Here is a 19,741-nt window from a genome sequence, read left to right as displayed (position 1 = left end):
GCCGCGGCCTCAGCCTGCCTTGCGCTGCTGGTTGGCCAGTGCCGCTTCGACGTAGGCCTTGAACAGCGGGTGGCCGTCGCGCGGGGTCGAGGTGAATTCCGGGTGGAACTGCACGCCGACGAACCAGGGATGCAGGCTGTCCGGCAGCTCCATCATCTCCGGCAGGTTCTCGGTCGGGGTACGCGCGGAAATCACCATGCCGGCCTGCTCCAGCTGCGGCACGTAGTGGTTGTTGACCTCGTAGCGGTGGCGATGGCGCTCGTTGACCTCGGCGCCGTAGATCTGCGCAGCCTTGGTGCCTTCCCTGACCGGCACGCGCTGCGCGCCCAGGCGCATGGTGCCGCCCAGGTCGGAATCGGCGCTGCGTTGCTCGACCTTGCCTTCGCGGTCCACCCACTCGGTGATCAGCGCGACCACCGGGTGCTCGGTCTCGAGGTTGAACTCGGTGGAGTTCGCATCGCCCATGCCTGCCACGTGGCGGGCGAATTCGATCACGGCCAGCTGCATGCCCAGGCAGATGCCCAGGTAGGGCACCTTGTTCTCGCGGGCGTACTGGATCGCGCGGATCTTGCCTTCGGTGCCGCGCTTGCCGAAGCCGCCCGGCACCAGGATGGCGTCCAGCGGCTTGAGCACTTCGAGGTGGCCCGATTCCAGTTCCTCGGAATCGATGTACTCGATGTTGACGCGGGTCGCGGTGTGCATGCCGGCGTGGCGCAGCGCCTCGATCAGCGACTTGTAGGACTCGGTCAGGTCGACGTACTTGCCGACCATGCCGATGGTGATCTCGTGCTGCGGGTTTTCCTGGGCGTTGACCAGGCGCTGCCACATCGACAGGTCGGCCGGCTTCGGGTCCAGGCGCAGTTCCTCGCAGATCAGGCGGTCCAGGCCCTGCTCGTTGAGCATCTGCGGGATCTTGTAGATGCTGTCCGCATCCCACACGGAAATCACGGCATCCTGCGGAATATTGGCGAACAGCGAGATCTTGGCGCGCTCGTCGTCCGGGATCGGGCGGTCGGCGCGGCACAGCAGCGCGGTCGGCGAGATACCGATCTCGCGCAGCTTCTGCACCGAGTGCTGGGTCGGCTTGGTCTTCAGCTCACCGGCGCTGGCGATGAACGGCACCAGCGTCAGGTGCACGAAGGCGGCATGGTTGCGGCCCATGCGCAGGCTCATCTGGCGCGCCGCCTCGAGGAAGGGCAGCGACTCGATGTCGCCCACGGTGCCGCCGATCTCGACCAGCGCCACGTCGGCCTTGCCGTCGTGCGAGGCGGCCGCGCCGCGCTCGATGAAGGCCTGGATCTCGTTGGTGATATGGGGAATCACCTGCACGGTCTTGCCCAGGTATTCGCCGCGACGCTCCTTGCGGATCACCGATTCGTAGATCTGGCCGGTGGTGAAGTTGTTCGACTTGCGCATCTTGGCCGAGACGAAACGCTCGTAGTGGCCGAGATCCAGGTCGGTCTCCGCACCGTCCTCGGTCACGAACACCTCTCCATGCTGGAAGGGGCTCATCGTGCCGGGATCGACGTTGATGTAGGGATCGAGCTTGAGGAGGGTGACTTTGAGGCCGCGCGACTCAAGAATGGCCGCGAGCGAGGCGGCAGCGATGCCCTTGCCGAGGGAAGAGACGACGCCACCGGTGACGAAGACGAATTTGGTCATAAACCGAGCTTGCCGGGGAAATCGGGATTATACATGAGAGCCCGCCCCACGCGGCCGCGAAATTCGCCGCGCAGCCGCCGGCCGGGCACGCCATGGCCTATGCAGCGCTTGCCCGCGGCACCTGCCCGGCGCACGCCGCCGGACACCGCTATCAGTGCCCCGCCGCGCGCATCGCGCCGATCAATTCCCGCACCAGCACCGCGGTCTGTCCGGGCTGCTCCATCGGATACAGGTGGCCGCCCTCGATGAAGCGCAGGTGCTCGCCCACCAGCCTGCGCGTGGCACCCATGCCGCACTGCCGCACCTCGCGCGAGCGGGTGCCGGCGATAAAGGCCACGGGCACCGGCGCCCCGCCCGCCAACTGGCGTCCCAGGCTGGTAGGCAGGGTCCGGTAGATGTCGTATTCCACCTGGCGCTCGAAACGCAGCCGGCGTTCCTGCGCCTTGCCCGTGGCCTCGGTGCCGTGCTCGACATAGTCGCGCAGCACCTCCTCGTCCCACACGGCGAAGTTCGGCTTGGACTTGAAGTGCTGCCAGACCGACTCCGCGTCGGGCCAGTGCGTGCGGCGCCGCTTGGTGGCGGCCGCCGGACTGGGCCGCTCGTCCAGGCCGAGCGCCTGCGCGGCCTTCAGCAGCGAGGCCCGCCAGCCGGCGATGACCGGCGAATCGAGCATCAGCACGCCGCGCACGCGCGCCGGGCGCCGCAACGCGGCCATCAGCGACAGGAAGCCGCCCAGCGAGTGCCCGACCAGCCAGACCGGCTCGCGGTAGCGCTCATCGATCGAGGCCAGCAGCTGCTCGACCAGGTGCGGCCATTCCCGCGTGACCGGATAGTCCGGATGATGGCCATAGCGTTCGACGGCGCGCAGTTCGAAATCGTCCTCGAGCAGGCCGAACAGCTTGCGGTAGGTGGAGACGGGAAAGCCGTTGGCATGGGAAAAGTGGATGATCTCGCGCATCGCCTCCCCCTCAAGCCGGCGTGCCCGGGCGCCGCCGGCGCGCGCGCACCGGCTGGCCCCAGCGGTCGGCTTCGCCCTGGCGGGCCAGCGGGAATTCGGCCGGCAGGGAAGCATCCCACTGCGGATCGCTGATCTCGCCGAAAACCTGGCGCAGGCGCTGCCCCCAGGTATCGCGGATCATGCGGAAATAGGCGTTCTTCTCGTCGATGTTGACGAAGCGCGTGACGCGCAGCGCATCCGCTTCATAGACCAGCAGGTCGAGTGGCAAACCCACCGAAATATTCGACTTCAACGTCGAATCCATCGAGATCAGCGCGCATTTCGCCGCTTCCCCCAACGGCATCGAAGGCTGCACCACGCGGTCCACGATGGGCTTGCCGTACTTGGCCTCGCCGATCTGGAAGTAGCAGTTCTCGGGCATGGCCTCGACGAAGTTGCCGGCCGCGTAGAGTTGAAACAGGCGGGCCCGCTCGCCGCGGACCTGGCCGCCGAAGATCATGCTGACGTTGAATTCGATACCGGCCTCGCGCAGCGCGTGGGCGTCGCGCTTATGCACCTGGCGCACGGCATCGCCGACCAGGGTTGCAGCCTCGAACATGTCACGCGCCTTCCACAGCGAGCGCGCCTCGTCGCGCCCTTCCACCAGGATCTGGCGCACCGCCTGGCTGATGGCCAGGTTGCCGGCCGTCATCAGCACCATGACCCGGTCGCCCGGCTCCTCGAACACCGTCATCTTGCGCGCGGTGGCGACGGCATCGACGCCGGCATTAGTGCGGGAGTCGGACAGGAATACCAGGCCGGCATCGAGCCGCATGGCCACGCAGTACGTCATCTTCTTCTCGGATACCTTGGGTTGTCGTGCAAAGGCGGGCCCGGCGGCCAGGCCGGCCGCCGGGATCTTGCGGGCATCATTCTAGCGCCGGCGGCCGCGGCGCCGCTGGAGGCATCCCTCGGTTGCGCGCGCCCACGCCCTCCCGCCCCCCCCCCCCCGCGGGACTACGCTGCGCCCGCCTGCGCCGGCATGATCTCGATGCGCACCGACAGGGCTTCGCCGCTGCCGCCCTCGCGCACGCCCCGGATCGGTGCAGCCGATGGATAGTCTCGCCCCACCGCGAGGCGCACGTGGCGCCCCCCGGTCAGGCAGCGGTGCGTGACATCGATGCTGCACCACAGGCCGCGCCCGGCATCGAGGCAGATGTCGGCCCAGGCGTGGCTCGCCAGGGCCTCGGCCTTGGGGTCGTAGAAGTAGCCGCTGACATAGCGCGCCGGGATGCCCAGGGAACGACAGGCCGCCACCATGACTTGCGCCTGGTCCTGGCACACGCCGGCGCCACGCGCAAAGGCCTCCGCCGCCGCCGTATCCACGCTGGTGGCATTGGGCTGGTAGCGCACCCGGGCGGCCACCGCAGCGGCCAGCGCCAGCAGCGCCGGCACATCGCGGCGCGCGGCCAGGAACGGCGCGGCAAACGCACGCAACGGCGCCGGCGCCGCGGTCAGCGGCGTCGCCGAGAGGAAGTAAAGCGGCGACACCCGCACCTCGCCATCGGCGCCGGCGTCCTGGAAGGCGCCGTGCGTCCCGGCCTGCATTCCCAGCACCTCCACCTCGCCCCAGGCGGTGATGCCGATGGTGTCGCTCGGCGCGCCGAGGGTGAAGCTGTGGACGATGTTGCCGAAGCCGTCGCGCGCTTCCGACAGCCGGCCGGGCGCCGCGATCTGCCAGCCATGGACCGCCTGCAGCGGCCCCGAGCGCGGCGCCAGGCGCAGCTCATGGACGCTGCGCCGCACGGGCTCCGCGTAACGGTAGACGGTGTGGTGGCGGATCCTGTAGCGCACGGCAGCGGTCCGGCTCGCTCACGCGGCCAGCGGCGGCACCAGGAAATCGACGCTGATGCCGTTGCCCAGCCCGCCGATGCGCTCCAGGAAGCTGGTCAGGAAGGCATGCAGGCCGACCGCGAAGATATCGTCGATGCGCGCGTACTTCAGGTCGGCGTGCAGTTTGCCGGCCTGCCGCTCGGTCTCGCCCGACTGCTGGTTGCGCACCTGCGCCAGGATCGATACCACCTCCTCCATGCTCGACACCAGCGAGCGCGGCATGTCCGGCCGCAGGATCAGCAACTCGGCCACCCGTTCCGGGGTGATCACCGTGCGGTAGATCTTGCGATAGACCTCGAAGCCGGACACCGAACGCAGCACCGCCGCCCAGTGGTAGAAATCGCTCTCCATGCGCTGCGGGTCGCTCTCGTCGCCGCCTTCCGACTGGAACTTGACATCCAGGATGCGCGCCGTGTTGTCGGCGCGCTCGAGGAAGGTGCCGAGGCGCATGAAGTGGAAGGCATCGTCCTTGAGCATGGTGCCGAACTGCACGCCACGCGCCAGGTGGGAGCGGAACTTGACCCACTCGAAGAAACGCGATGGATCCTGCTGCAGTTCGCCGTCGGCGATCAGGCGCTGCACCTCCAGCCAGGTGGTGTTGATGGTCTCCCACACCTCGGTCGTCAGCGAGCCGCGCACCGCACGGGCGTTTTCGCGCGCGGCACGCAGGCAGCTCATGATGGACGAGGGATTGGTCATGTCGCGCACCATGAAATCGATCACGTCGTCGCGCGACAGCAGCCCGTACTTGTCGTCGAAGGCACGCGTCAGCTCGGAAATGTCGAGCATGGCCCACCAGCCCTGCTCCGCCACTTCGGCGGACTGCGGCAGCAGCGAGGTCTGGTAGTTGACGTCGAGCATGCGCGCGGTGTTTTCCGCGCGCTCGGTGTAGCGCGCCATCCAGAACAGATGGTCGGCGGTGCGGCTCAGCATGGTTCGGCTCCTGGCAATGCAATGGTCGTGGCCGGCGCTGTCTCAGCGCTCCAGCACCCACGTGTCCTTGGTGCCCCCGCCCTGGGAGGAATTGACCACCAGCGAGCCCTCGCGCAAGGCCACGCGCGTCAGCCCGCCGGGCACCATGCGCACCTCGCGCCCCGACAGCACGAAGGGACGCAGGTCGATATGGCGCGGCGCGATGCCGGACTCCACATAGGTCGGGCAGGTGGACAAGGCCAGCGTGGGCTGGGCGATGTACTGCTCCGGCCGCGCCCTGACGACCTCGCGGAAGACATCGATCTCCGCGCGCGTGGCGGCCGGGCCGACCAGCATGCCGTAGCCGCCCGCGCCGTGGGTTTCCTTGACCACCAGTTCGCCCATGTGGTCAAGCACGTACTGCAGGTCGTCCGGCCGGCGGCACATATAGGTGGGCACGTTGGCCAGCACCGGCTCCTCGCCCAGGTAGAAGCGGATCATGTCCGGCACGTAGGGATAGATCGACTTGTCGTCGGCCACGCCGGTGCCGATCGCATTGCAGATGGTCACGTTGCCGGCCCGATAGACCGACAGCAGGCCGGCGGCGCCTAGCGCCGAATCCGGGCGGAAGGCCAGCGGGTCGAGGAAATCGTCGTCGACACGGCGGTAGATCACGTCGATGCGCTGCGGGCCCTGCGTGGTACGCATGTACAGGTAGTCGTCCTGTACGAACAGGTCGCTGCCCTCGACCAGCTCCACCCCCATCTGCTGCGCCAGGAAGGCGTGCTCGAAATAGGCCGAGTTGTACATGCCCGGTGTCAGCACCACCACAGTGGGATCGGCGATGGCCTGCGGCGACACGCTGCGCAGCATGTCGAGCAGCAGGTCGGGATAGTGGGCCACGGGCGCCACCCGGTTGCGCGCGAACAGATCCGGGAACAAGCGCATCATCATCTTGCGGTTTTCCAGCATGTACGACACGCCGGACGGCACGCGCAGATTGTCCTCGAGCACGTAGAACTCGCCCTCGCCGGCGCGCACCACATCGATGCCGGCGACGTGGGCGTAGATGTCCTGCGGCACCGCGATGCCGAGCATCTCCGGCCGGTACTGCGCGTTGTTGTAGATCTGGTCCGGCGGGATCACGCCCGCGCGGATGATGTCCTGGCCGTGGTAGATGTCATGGATGAAGCGGTTCAGCGCCGCCACGCGCTGGCGCAACCCGCGCTCCAGCACCGCCCACTCCGACGCCGGGAAGATGCGCGGAATCACGTCGAACGGAATGGTGCGCTCGGTGCCGCTGTTGGTTTCGTCCTTGTCGCCGTACACCGCGAAGGTGATGCCCACCCGGCGGAAGATCAGGTCCGCCTCCGCGCGCTTGTTGGCCATGGTCGCTTCCGACTGCCGCGCCAGCCAGTCCGCAAACTGCCGGTAGTGCGGCCGCACCGCGCCCGCCGGCAGGTCCTGCCCCGCCTGGATGGCCGGGACCCCTTCGCCCCTCCAGTCCAGCATCTCGTCGAAAAACCGCGCCGCCGCCATGATGGCCCATCCTCCGTGTCGAGGGCGTTCCGGACTGCCGGCCGCCCGTTGTTGGCCATGTTCGCGTCCCCAGCCTTGCGATCTGGGGAACCCCCCTGCGCGGCCCCGGCAGCGCTGGCTGCGGTGCCGCATGCTGGCTCTTCCAGCATACCCGCGCCGGCGCCGGCCGCAAGCTGCGGCATTCCCGAGGCCCGTGGGGATCAAGCAAGATACTTGCCAGGCACGGGGAAGACGGGGAAGACGGGGAAGACGGGGAAGACGGGGAAGACGGGGAAGACGGGGAAGACGGGGAAGACGGGGAAGACGGGGAAGACGGGGAAGACGGGGAAGACGGGGAAGACGGGGAAGACGGGGAAGACGGGTGGCGTGCGCCGGGCGCGGCGGCGCCCGGCGGCCCGGTGGCCTGGGTGGTACGGGAGCCCGCCGACGGCCCCTCAGTCCCCCGCGCGCGCCGGCGCTTCGGCCAGGATGGCGTCCACCAGCGCCTCCGGCGGGCGGCGGATGTCGATCACCAGCGCGCCGTCGGGTTCCTCCAGCGTCTCGAACTGGCTGTGCAGCAGCGCCGGGTTGAAGAAATGGCCGCTGCGCGCCGACAGGCGCTGCCCGATCAGTCCGGCATCGCCCTTCATGAAGACGAAGGTCACGCCGCCCTCGGGCGGCGTCAGCCGGTCGCGGTAGACCTGGCGCAAGGCCGAGCATGTGAACACGTGCGTGCGTCCCTCGGCGCGCGCGGCATCGATGGCCGCCCGCATGGCGGCCAGCCACGGCCAGCGGTCTTCGTCGGTCAGCGGCACGCCGGCGTGCATCTTGGCCTTGTTGGCCTCGCTGTGGAATTCGTCGGCGTCATGGAAGCCGCATTGCAGCCGCTGTGCCAGCAGCTGGCCGACCGTGGTCTTGCCGCTGCCGGATACGCCCATCAGGATATAGATCATGTCTGCTCCGTCGATCAGGATCGGATGGTGTGCCCATCCTTGTCGCTTGTCGTGCATCGCGCCGCTCGCATGCGTGCGATGGCTCCCGGGCGGCCCGCCGCCGGGGAACCAAGCCAGGTGATTGGAAGGTGGGTTGCCGGGATACCGGACGGCCAGCCTATTGTGCGACGGCCGCCCCGGTTTGGACAGCCTCGCGCGGCATCGCGTCCGCCTCGGACAGGTCCAGCGCGCTGCCGCCGGCTTCGGCGTCGCGCGCCTGGCGCCGGAACAGGCCGAACAGGCCGCGTCCGACACTGAAACCGGCGAAGGCGTCGGCAGGCGCCGCCGCGGGCTCGCGTGCGGCCAGCTCGGCCGCGTCGCCGAGCCATTGCAGGACGCCAGCTTCGGCGTCCACGCGGATGCGATCGCCGTCGCGCACACGCGCCAGCATGCCGCCAGCCAGTGCCTCGGGCCCCACATGGATCACGGCCGGCACCTTGCCGGAGGCGCCCGACATGCGGCCGTCGGTGACCAGGGCCACGCGGCGACCGGCATCCTGCAGCGCACCCAGCGCCGGCGTCAGCCGGTGCAGTTCCGGCATGCCGTTGGCGGCCGGACCCTGGAAGCGCACCACCGCCACCACGTCACGGTCCAGCTCGCCGGCGGCGAAGGCCGCCTGCAGCGCCTCCTGGGAATCGAACACGCGCGCAGGCGCCTCGACCACGCGGTGCTCCGGCGCCACCGCCGAGATCTTGATCACGCCGCGCCCCAGGTTGCCCTGCATCAGGCGCAGGCCGCCTTCGGCGGCGAACGGCGCGGCGGCCGTGGCCAGCACCTGCGCATCGCCACTGGCAGCGGCGCCGTCGCGCCAGCGCAGCATGCCGTTGTCCAGCACCGGCTCCTGGGTGTAGCGCCGCAGGCCGGGACCGGCGACGGTCTGCACGTCCTCGTGCAGCAGCCCGGCATCCAGCAGTTCGCGGATCACGAAGGCGACACCGCCGGCCGCGTGGAAGTGGTTGACGTCCGCCGAGCCGTTCGGATAGACCCGCGCCAGCAGCGGCGTAGCCCGCGAGAGGCGGTCGAAATCGTCCCAGTCGATGAGGATGCCGGCCGCGCGCGCCATTGCCACCAGGTGGATGCTGTGGTTGGTCGAGCCACCGGTGGCCAGCAGGCCGACGATGCCGTTGACCACCGCGCGCTCGTCGACGATGCGCGCCAGCGGCAGGTATTCGTTGCCGCGCGCCGAGATGGCCAGCGCGCGCTGCGCGGCCGCCGCCGTCAGCGCGTCACGCAGCGTGGTGTCGGGATGGACGAAGGCCGCGCCCGGCAGATGCAGGCCCATCACCTCCATCAGGAACTGGTTGCTGTTGGCGGTACCGTAGAAGGTGCAGGTGCCGGCGCCGTGATAGGCCTCGCACTCCGCCTCCAGCAGCGCCTCGCGTCCGACCTGCCCGGTGGCGTAGAGCTGGCGCACCCGGGCCTTCTCCTTGTTGGACAGGCCGCTGGCCATCGGCCCCGCCGGCACGAACACGACCGGCAGGTGGCCGAACTGCAGCGCACCCATCAGCAGGCCGGGCACGATCTTGTCGCACACGCCCAGCATTACCGCGGCGTCGAAGGTGTTGTGCGACAGGGCCACGGCGGTGCTCATGGCAATGACGTCGCGCGAGAACAGCGACAGCTCCATGCCGGCATTGCCCTGCGTGATGCCGTCGCACATGGCCGGCACGCCGCCGGCCACCTGGGCCACCGCACCGGCCGCGCCCGCCGCCTCGCGGATCAGGCCGGGATAGCGCTCGTAAGGCTGGTGCGCAGACAGCATGTCGTTGTAGGCGGTGACGATGCCGAGGTTCTGCGCATGCTCGACGCGCAGGCGCAGCTTGTCGGCGGCGGGCAGGGCTGCGTACCCATGCGCAAGGTTCGCGCAGGAAAGGCCATGTTGCGGGCCCAGTTCGCGCTGGGCGCGCTCACAACGTGCCAGGTAGGCAGCGCGGCTGGCACGGCTGTGCGCGACGATACGCGCGGTCACGGCCTGGACTTCGGCATGAACGGTTTGCGGCATGGCGGGACGACTCTCCGTGGGAAGTATGCTGCAGTCGACCGGATGAGGAATGAGATCCGGTCATGTAGATTTTCTACATTATATCCAGTCCGGAACGACAAGCGAACACCACGTCAACCGCCAATCGCCTAAAACCCCCGATTTTTTGCGAAATTCAGGGAAATCCCTAGCCGCGCCACGACTCCCGCGCGAAGACGATGCGCCACCCGATCTTGTAGAATATCTACATATTTTCTACGCACCTGCCAACTGCCCTGCTCCATGCGCGACCGAATCCTCGCCGTCTATGACACGCTCCGCCCCTCCGAACGCCGCCTGGCCGACTACGTGGCACGGCACGGCGCCAGCGTGATCCGCCTGTCGATGCCGGAACTGGCAGAGCGCGCCGGTGTATCGCAGCCGACCATCGCACGGTTCTGCGCCGCGCTGGGCTACGACGGCTTCCGCGAGTTCAAGCTGCAGTTCGCACAGAACGTGGGCGGCGGCACACCCTTCGTGCACCAGGACGTCAGCGCCGAGGACCGTCCCGCCGACATCGCCGGCAAGGTCTTCGACCGCACCCTCTCCACGCTGATGAGCGTGCGCAACGCGCTGTCGGCGGACCAGATCGAACATGGCATCCGGCTGCTGGCCGACGCGCGCCGCATCGAGTTCTACGGCTGCGGCAATTCCGGCATCGTCGCGCTGGACCTGCAGCACAAGTTCTTCCGGCTGGGCATTCCCACCACCGCCTACTCCGACCCGCACGTCTTCAATATGTCGGCGGCGCTGCTGCGCCCGGGCGACGTCGCCGTGCTGGTCTCCAACAGCGGGCGCACCTGGGACATCCTGGCCGCCGCCACGCTGGCGCGCGGCAGCGGCGCCGGCGTGCTGGCGCTCACGCACAGCGGCTCGCCGCTGGCGGCGCTCGCGGACGTCTGCGTATTTTCCGACGTGGAAGAGGACAGCGAGGTCTATACCCCCATGACCTCGCGTATCTGCCACCTGGTGCTGGGCGATGTGCTGGCCACCGGCGTGGCCCTGGAGCGCGCCGACAGCGTCGCGCCCGGCCTGCAGCGCGCCAAGGCGCACCTGCGCGAGCGCCGCATCGCCAGCGCGGAGCCGTCGATGCCGCCGCGCGACACCAGGCCCAAGCGCTCCGCCAGCGCGGCGCGCCGCAGCAAGGGCAGCGCCTGAGCGCCCAGCGATCCGCGCCGCGCGGCCGGCACGCCATGCTCAGCGCGGTGCCGGCGGCGCCTCGCGCCAGTAGCGCCGGACCTGCTGACGGTACGGCGTGATCGCCACGCCGTCCGCCCCGGCCTCGATCACCACCGCGCCGTTCTCATCCGAGCGGTAGCGCGCGACGCCTTGGGCACCATAGCGGGCCCAGACATCGGCACGCGGATGACGGAAGCGATTGGCATGGCCCAGCTGGAACACAGCGGCCTGCGGTGCCACCGCGGCAAGGAAGGCCGGGCTGGAAGACGTGCCGCTGCCATGGTGCGGCACCATCAGCACGCTGGCGCGCAGCGCTTGCGCCGGCAACGACGACAGCAGCGCCGCCTCCTCGGCACGCTCGATATCGCCGGTCAGCAGCAGGCTCGGGGCCGCCCCGTCACCGGCCTGCGCCGACACATGGAGCACGCAGCTGCGCGCGTTGCTGCCATAGGCCGGCGACTGCGACTGCGCCGCCGGCGGATGCAGCACGGCGAAACGCACCCCGTCCCACTCCCATTGCTGCCCGGCGGCGCAGGGCTCCCACGCGCGTGGTGACCGCAGCGGCGGCGACAGCAGCGCATGCGCGGGCGGCGCCGCGGTGCGCAGCGCCGCCACCGGCACGGCATCCAGCACCGCGCCGACTCCGCCGGCATGGTCGGCGTGCTCGTGGCTGATCATCAGCATATCGAGGCGCCCCAGGCCGGCCGCGCGCAGGTGCGGCACGATGACCCGCTCGCCCGCGCTGGAGCTTTCGCCGTAGGCCGGTCCGGTGTCGAACAGCAGCGCATGCCGCCGCGTCTCGACCAGCACCGCACCGCCCTGGCCGACATCGAAGGCCGTCGCACGGAAGGCGCCGGCCGCCACCGGGGTCCGCCCCGCCACCAGCAGCGGCAGCAGCAGCACCAGCCCGCGCCAGCGCAGGCGCCAGCCGAAGCCACGCGGTGCCAGCAGGCAGGCGACGCCCGGCAGGGCCAGCGCGAAGGCCACCGGACCGGCCGCCGCCGCACGCCAGACCGCCCAGGACGGCGCCGACAGCCAGGCCAGCAGGCTGCCCAGCAGGGCCAGGCAGGCGTGGGCCAGCGCCAGCAGCGGTGCGGCCAGCGGCGACGGCAGGATGGCGGCCAGCAGCGACAGCGGCGTCACCACGAAACTCACCAGCGGGATGGCCACCGCGTTGGCCAGCGGCGAGACCAGCGAGGTCTGCTGGAACAACAGCAGCGTGGCCGGCACCAGGCCCAGCGTGACCACCCATTGGGTATGGGCGGCTTGTGCCAGCGCCACCCGCAGGCGGGCCGGCCAGCGGTCCGCGCGGGCGCCGTCCGCGCCGTCCGCCGCGGGGGCCGCGGGCGGACGCCCCGCGGCCAGGAAGATCACCGCCACGGCACTGAAGGAGAGCCAGAATCCGGGCGCCATCACGCCCCATGGATCGACAACCAGCGCCGCCAGCGCGGCCCAGCCGAGCACCAGCGAGCCCGGCACCGTACGTCCGCTCCAGGATGCCAGCACCGCCACCACCAGCATTGCCACCGTGCGCAGGGCAGGCACCTCGAGTCCCGCCACCAGGCCGTAGCCAATGCCTGCCGGCAGCGCCACCAGCAGGCCGACCTGCCGCGCCGGCAGCCATAGCGGCGGCGGCCGGCGCCAGCGCCGGCCCAGCCCGAAGGCATGGCGCCAGGCCCAGGCGGCCAGCGCACCGGCCATGCCGGAGATCATGGTGATATGGAGCCCGGAGATGCTGATCAGGTGGCCGATGCCGGTGCGGTTGAATATCTCCCTGTCGGCAGCTGAGATGCCGCGCTGGTCGCCCACAACCAGCGCCACCAGCACCGGGCCGTAGCGCGCATCCGGCGGCAGGTTGGCGCGCAGGTGCGTGCGCAGCGCGTGGCGCCACGAGGCGATGCGCCAGGCCAGCCGCTCCCCCGCCGCCATGGCGTGGCCCTCGCCCGCGCTGCGCACGTAGCCGGTCGCCCCCACGCCTTGGCCGAGCAGCCAGTAGGCATAGTCGAACCCGTGTGGATTCGCTAGCCCGCGCGGCCGCCGCAGGCGCACCACGAACTCGCGCCGCTCGCCCGGCCGCAGTCCGGGCGGCGCCTCGTTCCAGGCCAGCAGGATCTCGGGCGGCAGGCGCGCGCCACCTGCTTCCGCGCCGGCAGCAGCTCCACCGCCTGCGCCGGCAACCTCCTGCTCGATGGCAAAGCGGAAACGCAGGCCGCGCTCGGCTTCGGCCGGCAGGCCGGCCACCACGCCGCGCACGCGCACATCGCTGCCGTCGAGCGCGGGGGGCAGCCAGGCATCCAGCGCCTGCACGGCGCGCCCGCCGGCCCAGCCGAAGCCGGCCAGCAAGCCCAGCAGGCAGACCGCCGCACGCGCCGCCGGCCGCGCCCGGCGCCGCCAGTACAACGCGGACGCCGCCAGCAGCGCGGCGGCCAGCAGCAGCACGGCGGCCGCTGCCCGGCCGGGCAGCACCGGCTGCTGCTGCAGGCACCAGCAGCCGGTGACGAAAGCCAGCAGGAACAGGCGCATCGCAACTCCCTGCGCGCATGGCGCGGATGACGATGCTCCTGCTTATACGGGCGTTCACGCCCGGCTGCGGTGTCAGTCTGTGACGGTGTGCCGCGGCGCCATGATCCCGGCGAAGGCCGCCAGCCGCGGCAGCGCTTCGATCGAGTTGCGCCACATGGCGGCGGCCAGCGGCTGCGGCGCGATGCCGCGCAGTTCGCCCAGCACGCGCGCCACACCGGCCACTTCGGCCGGCGTGTTGCGCGCCTTGTGCTGCTCGCCGAACTGGTCGTCGGACAGCCAGGCAGGCGCGATGTCGGGCGCATCGGTCTCCAGCACGATGGCCTCCAGCGGCAGCTCGGCCGCCAGCCGGCGGATCTGCCGCGCGCGCGAGAAGGTCAGGTTGCCGCCGAAGCCGAGCTTCAGGCCGAGATCGAGAAAGCGCTTGGCCTGGTCGATGCTGCCGTTGAAAGCATGCGCGATGCCCTGGCGCACGCCGAGCCGGCGCAGCTGGGCGCCGACCTGGTCCTGCGAACGGCGCACGTGCAGCAGCACGGGCAGCTCGAACTCGCGGGCGATTTTGAGCTGTTCGGCATAGAGCCAGGTCTGGTGCGCGGCGTCCAGCCCGGGCACGAAGAAGTCCAGCCCGATCTCGCCGATGCCGACGAAACGCGGGTCGCCGATCGACGCCGCGACCTCGGCGCGCAGGCGCTCGACGTCCGCCTGGCCGGCCTCGGCCGAGCACAGCGGGTGGATGCCGAGCGCGTAGACGCAGCCGGCATGGCGCCGCGACAAGGCACGCACCGCCTCGAAGTTCCAGGTCGCCACCGCAGGCAGCACGATGCCGTTGACGCCGGCGGCGTCCGCGGCGGCGGCGACGGCGTCACGGTCCGCATCGAACTCGGCGGCATCGAGATGGCAGTGGGTATCGATCCACATCGCGCTGGCGCGGAGCCGGGGGCTCAGCGCTCCTGGTGCAGGTGGCCGTCGCGCAGCCGCAGCACGCGATCGCAACGGTTGGCCAGGTCGATATCGTGGGTCACGATGACGAAGCTGGTGCCGAAGCCGAGCGACAGGTCCAGCATCAGGTCATAGACGCCGCCCGCGGTATGGTCGTCGAGGTTGCCGGTCGGCTCGTCCGCCAGCACGCAGGCCGGCTGGCCCACCAGGGCGCGGGCGATGGCCACGCGCTGGCGCTCCCCGCCCGACAGCTCGCCCGGACGGTGCTCGCTGCGCCGGCCCAGGCCCACGCGCTCCAGCATGGCCTGCGCGGCGGCGCGCGCCTCGCCCTGCTTCTGGCCGCGGATGCGCAGCGGCATCGCCACATTGTCCAGCGCGGTGAACTCGGGCAGCAGGTGATGGAACTGGTAGACGAAGCCCAGCGCGCGGTTGCGCACCACATTGCGCTCACGCTCGCTCAGCGCCGTGAACGGCTTGCCCTGCAGGGCCACGCGGCCGCTGTCGGGATTGTCCAACCCGCCCAGCACATGCAGCAGGGTGCTCTTGCCCGAACCGGAGGCGCCGACGATGGCCACCTTCTCGCCCGGGACGATGCGGATGTCGACGCCCTTGAGCACGTCGACATCGAGCCCGCCCTGGCGGAAGCGCTTGGTCAGGCCCTCGGCCTGCAGCACCGGTTCGCCCCCCTGCCCGCCATGGCCGCCGCTGCCGCCGGACTGCCGCGTGCGGGCCAGGCCCGCGCCGATCACGGTCTGCTCACTCATAGCGCAGCGCCTCCGCCGGATTGACGCGGGCGGCCCGCCAGCTGGGATAGAGCGTGGCCAGGGAGGCCAGCACGAAGGAGATGATGCCGATGGTAGCGATGTCGTTCACGCGGGGATCCGAAGGCAGTTCGCTGATGAAATAGATGTCGCGCGGCAGGAACTGCACATGCAGCAGCCGCTCGATGAAGGGGACGATGACGTCGATATTGGTGGCGATCAGGGTGCCGCCGGCCACGCCGAGCAAGGTGCCGATGAAACCGATCGCCACGCCCTGCACGATGAAGATCTTCATGACCGAGCCGGGCTGCGCGCCCATGGTGCGCAGGATGGCGATGTCGGCCTGCTTGTCGGTGACCGTCATCACCAGCGTCGACACCAGGTTGAACGCGGCCACGGCGATGATCAGCGTCAGGATGATGAACATCATGCGCTTCTCGGTCTTCACGGCGGCGAACCAGTTGCGGTTCTGCTGCGACCAGTCGCGCACGTCGAGATCGCCGGTGAGCGTGCCGGCCAGCTGCCCGGCCACTTCCGGCGCACGCTCCATGTCGGTCAGCTTGAGGCGCACGCCGCTGGGGCCCGCCAGCCGGAACAGGGTCTCGGCATCCTGCAGGTTGATCAGCGCCAAGGCATTGTCGAACTCGAAATGGCCGGACGAGAACACGCCGACCACGGTGAACTGCTTGAGCCGCGGCAGCACGCCGGCCGGCGTGATGGTGCCCTGGGGCGCCACCAGCGTGACCTTGTCGCCGGGCTGCACGCCGAGCGCATTGGCCAGCTCGTTGCCCAGCGCGATGCCGAAGCCGCCCGGCTGCAGCTTGTCCAGCGCGCCAGCGCGGAACTGCTTGCCGAGGTCCGAGACCTTGGGCTCCTCGGCCGGGTCGACGCCGCGCAGCAGCACGCCGCGTACCACGTCCTCGCGCGTCAGCATGGCCTGTGCTGCCACATAGGGCGCCGCACCAATCACTTCCTTATTGCGCATGGCCTCGGCGGCGGTGCGCTGCCAGTCTGGCAGCGCACCGGGCGCCATGATCTCGATATGGGACAGCACCGACAGCATGCGGTCGCGCACCTCCTTCTGGAAGCCGTTCATCACCGACAGCACCACGATCAGCGCGGCCACCCCCAGGGCGATGCCGGACATCGAGATCATCGAGATGAAGGAGATGAAGGAATTGCGGCTGGCGCGCTTGCCGGCGCGGGTATAGCGCCAGCCGATCTGCCACTCGTAGGGAAAATTCAAGAGGTGTCCTGTTGTTCGGGTAAGGTCCTGCCGCTCCGGCCCGGCGGACGGCCTTTGCGGCGGTGGCGCCACCCGGCGCCACCCGGCGCCACCGGGCCCGGCTCGCCGCCGGCCAGCCGGAAGTTTACAATCTCGGCAATCATGATGACGCACCTGACCCTGATTGTGCCTTTTTCCGTGCCGCCGGGCACGGGTGACGATGACCCCGAAGGCGTCATGTCCGCTGCCCTGCTGCGCCAGTTGGAGCTGCCGGCGCTCGGAAAGTTGCTGACGCGGGCCTCGCCCGGCGCGCGCGAGCGGCACGACGACCCCTATCTGCGCAGCCTGCCGCACGAACGCTGGCTGGCCGGCCGCGCCGGCCTGGACACCGCGCGGGTGCCGAGCGCACCCTTCATGCGCCTGGCCGACGGCGGCAGTGCCGACGAACAGGCCTGGGCCTGCCTGGAACTGGTACATATCCACGCCGCGCGCGACCACCTGGTGCTGATGGACCCCGCCCGGCTCGGCGTGCGCGCCAGCGAGGCGGAGGCGCTGCACCGCGCCCTGGACGCGCTGCTGGGCGAGTCCGGGATCCGCCTGGAAGCGCTGGCGCCAGGACGCTGGTACCTGCCCGAAGCGGTGTTCGGGCCGCTCGAGGCGACCACGCCCCTGCGCGCCACCGGCCGCAATATCGATATCTGGATGCAGGAAGGCGAACGCGCCCGCGACTGGCGCCGCCTGCAGAACGAAATCCAGATGACCTGGTTCGACCATCCGGTCAACCAGGCCCGCGAAGCCGCCGGGGAACTGCCGATCAATTCGGTCTGGCTGCATGGCGGCGGACGCCTGCAGGCCGTGCCGCGGCTGGCCGACGCCGTCTACACCGACGACCCCTTCGCCGCCGGCCTGGCCCTCGCCGCCGGGGCGGCCCGCCAGCCGCTGCCGGCCGGGCTGGCCGCGCTGGCCGATGGCGGCAGCGCGCTGGCACTGCTGGACGCCGCCGCCGAAGCGCACATCGGCCAGGACTGGGGGCGCTGGCTGGACGCCATGCACGGCCTGGAGGATGCCTGGTTCGCGCCGGCACTGGCGGCGCTGGAAAGCGGCCGCTGCGAGGCCCTGACCGTGGTGCTGGCCGGCGAGAACCATTTCGCCGAGTTCCGCGTCACGCGCGGCGACCTGCGCAAGTTCTGGCGCGGCCTGGGCAGCCGCGGCGACTGGCGCGCGCTGCTGTCCGACCTGGCGCTGGCGGCATGACGCCAGCGCCGCGACGTACCGGCGCCCGCCTCGGGCGCCCCGGGCACCCCCGCGCGGACGAACCGCGCCGTCGCCCTTCCCCTTTCCACCCGGGCCGGCCGCCCGTCGCGGCCGCCCGTGCGGGCGGCGCCTGCGCTGCCCGCACCTTCCTCGCCCTCCTCGCCGCATGACCCGAATCGCCACCCGCTCCTTCTCGACCGAGCACGCTGCGTCGCTTGCCGCCGCCGGCCTGCACCCCACCCTGGCCCGCATCCTGTCGGCGCGCGGCGTCAGCCGGCCCGACGAACTGGCCACCGAGCTGCCCGGGCTGGTGGCGCCGGGCGAGATGAAGGGCATCGGGCATGCCGCCACCTACCTGGCCGACGCCATCGCCGCCGGCCGCCGCCTGCTGATCGTGGCCGACTACGACTGCGACGGCGCCACCGCCTGCGCGGTAGGCGTGCGCGGCTTGCGCATGCTGGGCGCCCGCGTCGACTACATCGTGCCCAACCGCTTCGAGTACGGCTACGGGCTGACGCCGGAAATCGTCGAGCTGGCGGCACGCCAGCAGCCGGACGTGATCGTCACGGTGGACAACGGCATCGCCAGCGTCGACGGCGTGGCGGCGGCCAATGCCCGCGGTATCGACGTGGTGGTGACCGACCACCACCTGCCCGGCGCCACGCTGCCGGAGGCGGCCGTGATCGTCAATCCCAACCAGCCCGGCTGCCCGTTCCCCAGCAAGAACCTGGCGGGCGTGGGCGTGATGTTCTATGTGCTGCTGGCGCTGCGCGCCGAGCTGCGTACGCGCGGTGTATTCGATGCCCGCACCCAGCCGCGCCTCGACACCCTGCTCGACCTGGTGGCGCTCGGCACCGTGGCCGACGTGGTCAAGCTCGACAGCAACAACCGCATCCTGGTGGCGCAGGGCCTCAAGCGCATGCGCGCCGGCCGCATGCACGCCGGCGTGGCCGCCCTGTTCCGCGCCGCCGGACGGGAAGCGGCGCGCGCCAACACCTTCGACCTCGGCTTCGGCCTGGGCCCGCGCCTGAACGCCGCCGGGCGGCTCGCCGACATGTCGCTCGGCATCGAATGCCTGCTGACCGACGACGCCGGCCGCGCCTGGGAGATCGCCCAGGAACTGGACGGCATGAACCGCGAGCGGCGCGACATCGAGGCCGGCATGCAGCAGGAGGCGCTGCAGATCCTGGAGCAGCCGATGGCGGGCCTGGACCCGGCCTCGCGCTACACGGTCAGCGTCTTCAACGAGACCTGGCACCAGGGCGTGATCGGCATCGTGGCCTCGCGCCTGAAGGAGAAGTTCCACCGCCCGACCATCACGTTCGCCCCCGGCGACGATGCCACCATCAAGGGCTCCGGCCGCTCCATCCCCGGCTTCCACCTGCGCGACGCGCTCGACCTCGTCTCCAAGCGCCACCCGGGGTTGCTGGTGAAGTTCGGCGGCCATGCGATGGCGGCCGGCCTGACCTTGCGCGCCGACACCTTCGGCCAGTTCATGGAAGCCTTCGAGGCGGTAGGCCGGGAGTGGCTGGACGAGGAGCAGCTGGCGCGCGTGATCGAGACCGACGGCGACATCGACGACGGCTGCTTCTCGCCGGAGTTCGTCAACCTGCTCGACCAGCAGGTATGGGGCCAAGGCTTCCCCGCCCCGACCTTCTGCGGCGAGTTCGACGTGGTGCGCCAGACCGTGCTCAAGGGCAAGCACCTGAAGCTGCTGCTGGGGCGCGGCGCGCACCGCTTCGATGCGATCTGGTTCAACCACGCCGAGGCGCTCGGCGCCAGCGCGCTGGTGGCCTACCGGCTGGACAACAACACCTTCAACGGCGTCACGCGGGTGCAGATGGTGATCGAGCACGCGCAATAACGGACTCCGGCGGACCCCGGCGGGCCCTGTCGGACACCGGCCAGCCCGGGAGCCACACCGGCCGC

Annotated in this window: 15 protein-coding genes; 3 read left to right on the top strand and 12 right to left on the bottom strand. The window is 70.5% G+C overall.

All coding sequences use genetic code 11. The features are described 5' to 3' along the window. Positions 1-9 precede the first annotated feature (9 nt). From BKK81_RS08745 to edd, 8 genes are all read right to left on the bottom strand, one after another. Positions 10-1,662: a CTP synthase gene (locus tag BKK81_RS08745; RefSeq protein ID WP_071012136.1), complete on the bottom strand. Its 1,653-nt coding sequence runs from the start codon at positions 1,660-1,662 to the stop codon at positions 10-12. Positions 1,663-1,813: 151 nt separating this feature from the next. Continuing rightward, positions 1,814-2,620, bottom strand: coding sequence for an alpha/beta fold hydrolase (locus BKK81_RS08740; protein WP_071012134.1), 807 nt, complete (start codon positions 2,618-2,620; stop codon positions 1,814-1,816). Between the two features lie 10 nt (positions 2,621-2,630). Further along, positions 2,631-3,452 carry a peptidase gene (locus BKK81_RS08735; RefSeq protein WP_071012132.1) on the bottom strand — a complete coding sequence of 274 codons (822 nt, stop codon included), beginning with the start codon at positions 3,450-3,452 and terminating at the stop codon, positions 2,631-2,633. Positions 3,453-3,616: 164 nt separating this feature from the next. Next, positions 3,617-4,453 carry a transglutaminase family protein gene (locus tag BKK81_RS08730; RefSeq protein WP_071012131.1) on the bottom strand — a complete coding sequence of 279 codons (837 nt, stop codon included), beginning with the start codon at positions 4,451-4,453 and terminating at the stop codon, positions 3,617-3,619. Between the two features lie 18 nt (positions 4,454-4,471). Next, positions 4,472-5,425, bottom strand: a complete 954-nt coding sequence (locus BKK81_RS08725) for an alpha-E domain-containing protein (RefSeq protein WP_071012129.1) — start codon at positions 5,423-5,425, stop codon at positions 4,472-4,474. 42 nt (positions 5,426-5,467) lie between these two features. Beyond that, positions 5,468-6,943 (bottom strand): circularly permuted type 2 ATP-grasp protein, encoded by a 1,476-nt coding sequence (locus BKK81_RS08720; protein WP_071012128.1) that lies wholly within the window; start codon positions 6,941-6,943, stop codon positions 5,468-5,470. 434 nt (positions 6,944-7,377) lie between these two features. Beyond that, positions 7,378-7,875 (bottom strand): gluconokinase, encoded by a 498-nt coding sequence (locus BKK81_RS08715; RefSeq protein WP_071016243.1) that lies wholly within the window; start codon positions 7,873-7,875, stop codon positions 7,378-7,380. A gap of 157 nt (positions 7,876-8,032) precedes the next feature. Continuing rightward, the gene (gene edd, locus BKK81_RS08710) at positions 8,033-9,916 is read right to left on the bottom strand and encodes a phosphogluconate dehydratase (RefSeq protein WP_071012126.1); all 1,884 of its coding nucleotides are present in this window, start codon (positions 9,914-9,916) and stop codon (positions 8,033-8,035) included. Between the two features lie 261 nt (positions 9,917-10,177). On the opposite strand from edd, the gene BKK81_RS08705 reads away from it, so the two are divergent. After that, positions 10,178-11,092, top strand: coding sequence for a MurR/RpiR family transcriptional regulator (locus tag BKK81_RS08705; protein ID WP_071012124.1), 915 nt, complete (start codon positions 10,178-10,180; stop codon positions 11,090-11,092). A gap of 39 nt (positions 11,093-11,131) precedes the next feature. Here BKK81_RS08705 and BKK81_RS08700 read toward each other — a convergent pair whose 3' ends face one another. The 4 genes from BKK81_RS08700 to BKK81_RS08685 form a co-directional block, all read right to left on the bottom strand. Next, on the bottom strand, positions 11,132-13,636 hold the full coding sequence (locus BKK81_RS08700) for a DNA internalization-related competence protein ComEC/Rec2 (RefSeq protein ID WP_071012123.1): 2,505 nt from the start codon (positions 13,634-13,636) through the stop codon (positions 11,132-11,134). 72 nt (positions 13,637-13,708) lie between these two features. Next, positions 13,709-14,551, bottom strand: coding sequence for a TatD family hydrolase (locus BKK81_RS08695; RefSeq protein ID WP_071012121.1), 843 nt, complete (start codon positions 14,549-14,551; stop codon positions 13,709-13,711). Between the two features lie 23 nt (positions 14,552-14,574). Then, positions 14,575-15,336, bottom strand: a complete 762-nt coding sequence (lolD, locus tag BKK81_RS08690; RefSeq protein WP_083384013.1) for a lipoprotein-releasing ABC transporter ATP-binding protein LolD — start codon at positions 15,334-15,336, stop codon at positions 14,575-14,577. Next, positions 15,329-16,579 (bottom strand): lipoprotein-releasing ABC transporter permease subunit, encoded by a 1,251-nt coding sequence (locus BKK81_RS08685; RefSeq protein WP_071012119.1) that lies wholly within the window; start codon positions 16,577-16,579, stop codon positions 15,329-15,331. Before BKK81_RS08685 ends, lolD begins: the two co-directional genes overlap by 8 nt. 141 nt (positions 16,580-16,720) lie before the next feature. Here BKK81_RS08685 and BKK81_RS08680 point away from each other — a divergent pair, with 141 nt between their 5' ends. Together BKK81_RS08680 and recJ are read left to right on the top strand one after the other, a co-directional pair. Further along, complete coding sequence (locus tag BKK81_RS08680; RefSeq protein ID WP_071012118.1) at positions 16,721-17,812, top strand: hypothetical protein; 1,092 nt, start codon at positions 16,721-16,723, stop codon at positions 17,810-17,812. Between the two features lie 166 nt (positions 17,813-17,978). Then, complete coding sequence (recJ, locus tag BKK81_RS08675) at positions 17,979-19,676, top strand: single-stranded-DNA-specific exonuclease RecJ (RefSeq protein WP_071012116.1); 1,698 nt, start codon at positions 17,979-17,981, stop codon at positions 19,674-19,676. Positions 19,677-19,741: the final 65 nt, after the last annotated feature.

Source organism: Cupriavidus sp. USMAHM13 (assembly GCF_001854285.1).
GTDB lineage: Bacteria > Pseudomonadota > Gammaproteobacteria > Burkholderiales > Burkholderiaceae > Cupriavidus > Cupriavidus malaysiensis.
The sequence above is the reverse complement of the archived record's forward strand: the minus strand, read 5'-3'. Positions and strand labels throughout refer to the sequence as shown.

Excerpts from the sequence above, each read along its gene's own strand:
- BKK81_RS08745 (WP_071012136.1), bottom strand. The coding sequence starts at position 1,662 with ATGACCAAATTCGTCTTCGTCACCGGTGGCGTCGTCTCTTCCCTCGGC.
- BKK81_RS08740 (WP_071012134.1), bottom strand. The coding sequence starts at position 2,620 with ATGCGCGAGATCATCCACTTTTCCCATGCCAACGGCTTTCCCGTCTCC.
- BKK81_RS08735 (WP_071012132.1), bottom strand. The coding sequence starts at position 3,452 with ATGACGTACTGCGTGGCCATGCGGCTCGATGCCGGCCTGGTATTCCTG.
- BKK81_RS08725 (WP_071012129.1), bottom strand. The coding sequence starts at position 5,425 with ATGCTGAGCCGCACCGCCGACCATCTGTTCTGGATGGCGCGCTACACC.
- BKK81_RS08720 (WP_071012128.1), bottom strand. The coding sequence starts at position 6,943 with ATGGCGGCGGCGCGGTTTTTCGACGAGATGCTGGACTGGAGGGGCGAA.
- BKK81_RS08715 (WP_071016243.1), bottom strand. The coding sequence starts at position 7,875 with ATGATCTATATCCTGATGGGCGTATCCGGCAGCGGCAAGACCACGGTC.
- edd (WP_071012126.1), bottom strand. The coding sequence starts at position 9,916 with ATGCCGCAAACCGTTCATGCCGAAGTCCAGGCCGTGACCGCGCGTATC.
- BKK81_RS08705 (WP_071012124.1), top strand. The coding sequence starts at position 10,178 with ATGCGCGACCGAATCCTCGCCGTCTATGACACGCTCCGCCCCTCCGAA.
- BKK81_RS08700 (WP_071012123.1), bottom strand. The coding sequence starts at position 13,636 with ATGCGCCTGTTCCTGCTGGCTTTCGTCACCGGCTGCTGGTGCCTGCAG.
- BKK81_RS08695 (WP_071012121.1), bottom strand. The coding sequence starts at position 14,551 with ATGTGGATCGATACCCACTGCCATCTCGATGCCGCCGAGTTCGATGCG.
- lolD (WP_083384013.1), bottom strand. The coding sequence starts at position 15,336 with ATGAGTGAGCAGACCGTGATCGGCGCGGGCCTGGCCCGCACGCGGCAG.
- BKK81_RS08680 (WP_071012118.1), top strand. The coding sequence starts at position 16,721 with ATGATGACGCACCTGACCCTGATTGTGCCTTTTTCCGTGCCGCCGGGC.
- recJ (WP_071012116.1), top strand. The coding sequence starts at position 17,979 with ATGACCCGAATCGCCACCCGCTCCTTCTCGACCGAGCACGCTGCGTCG.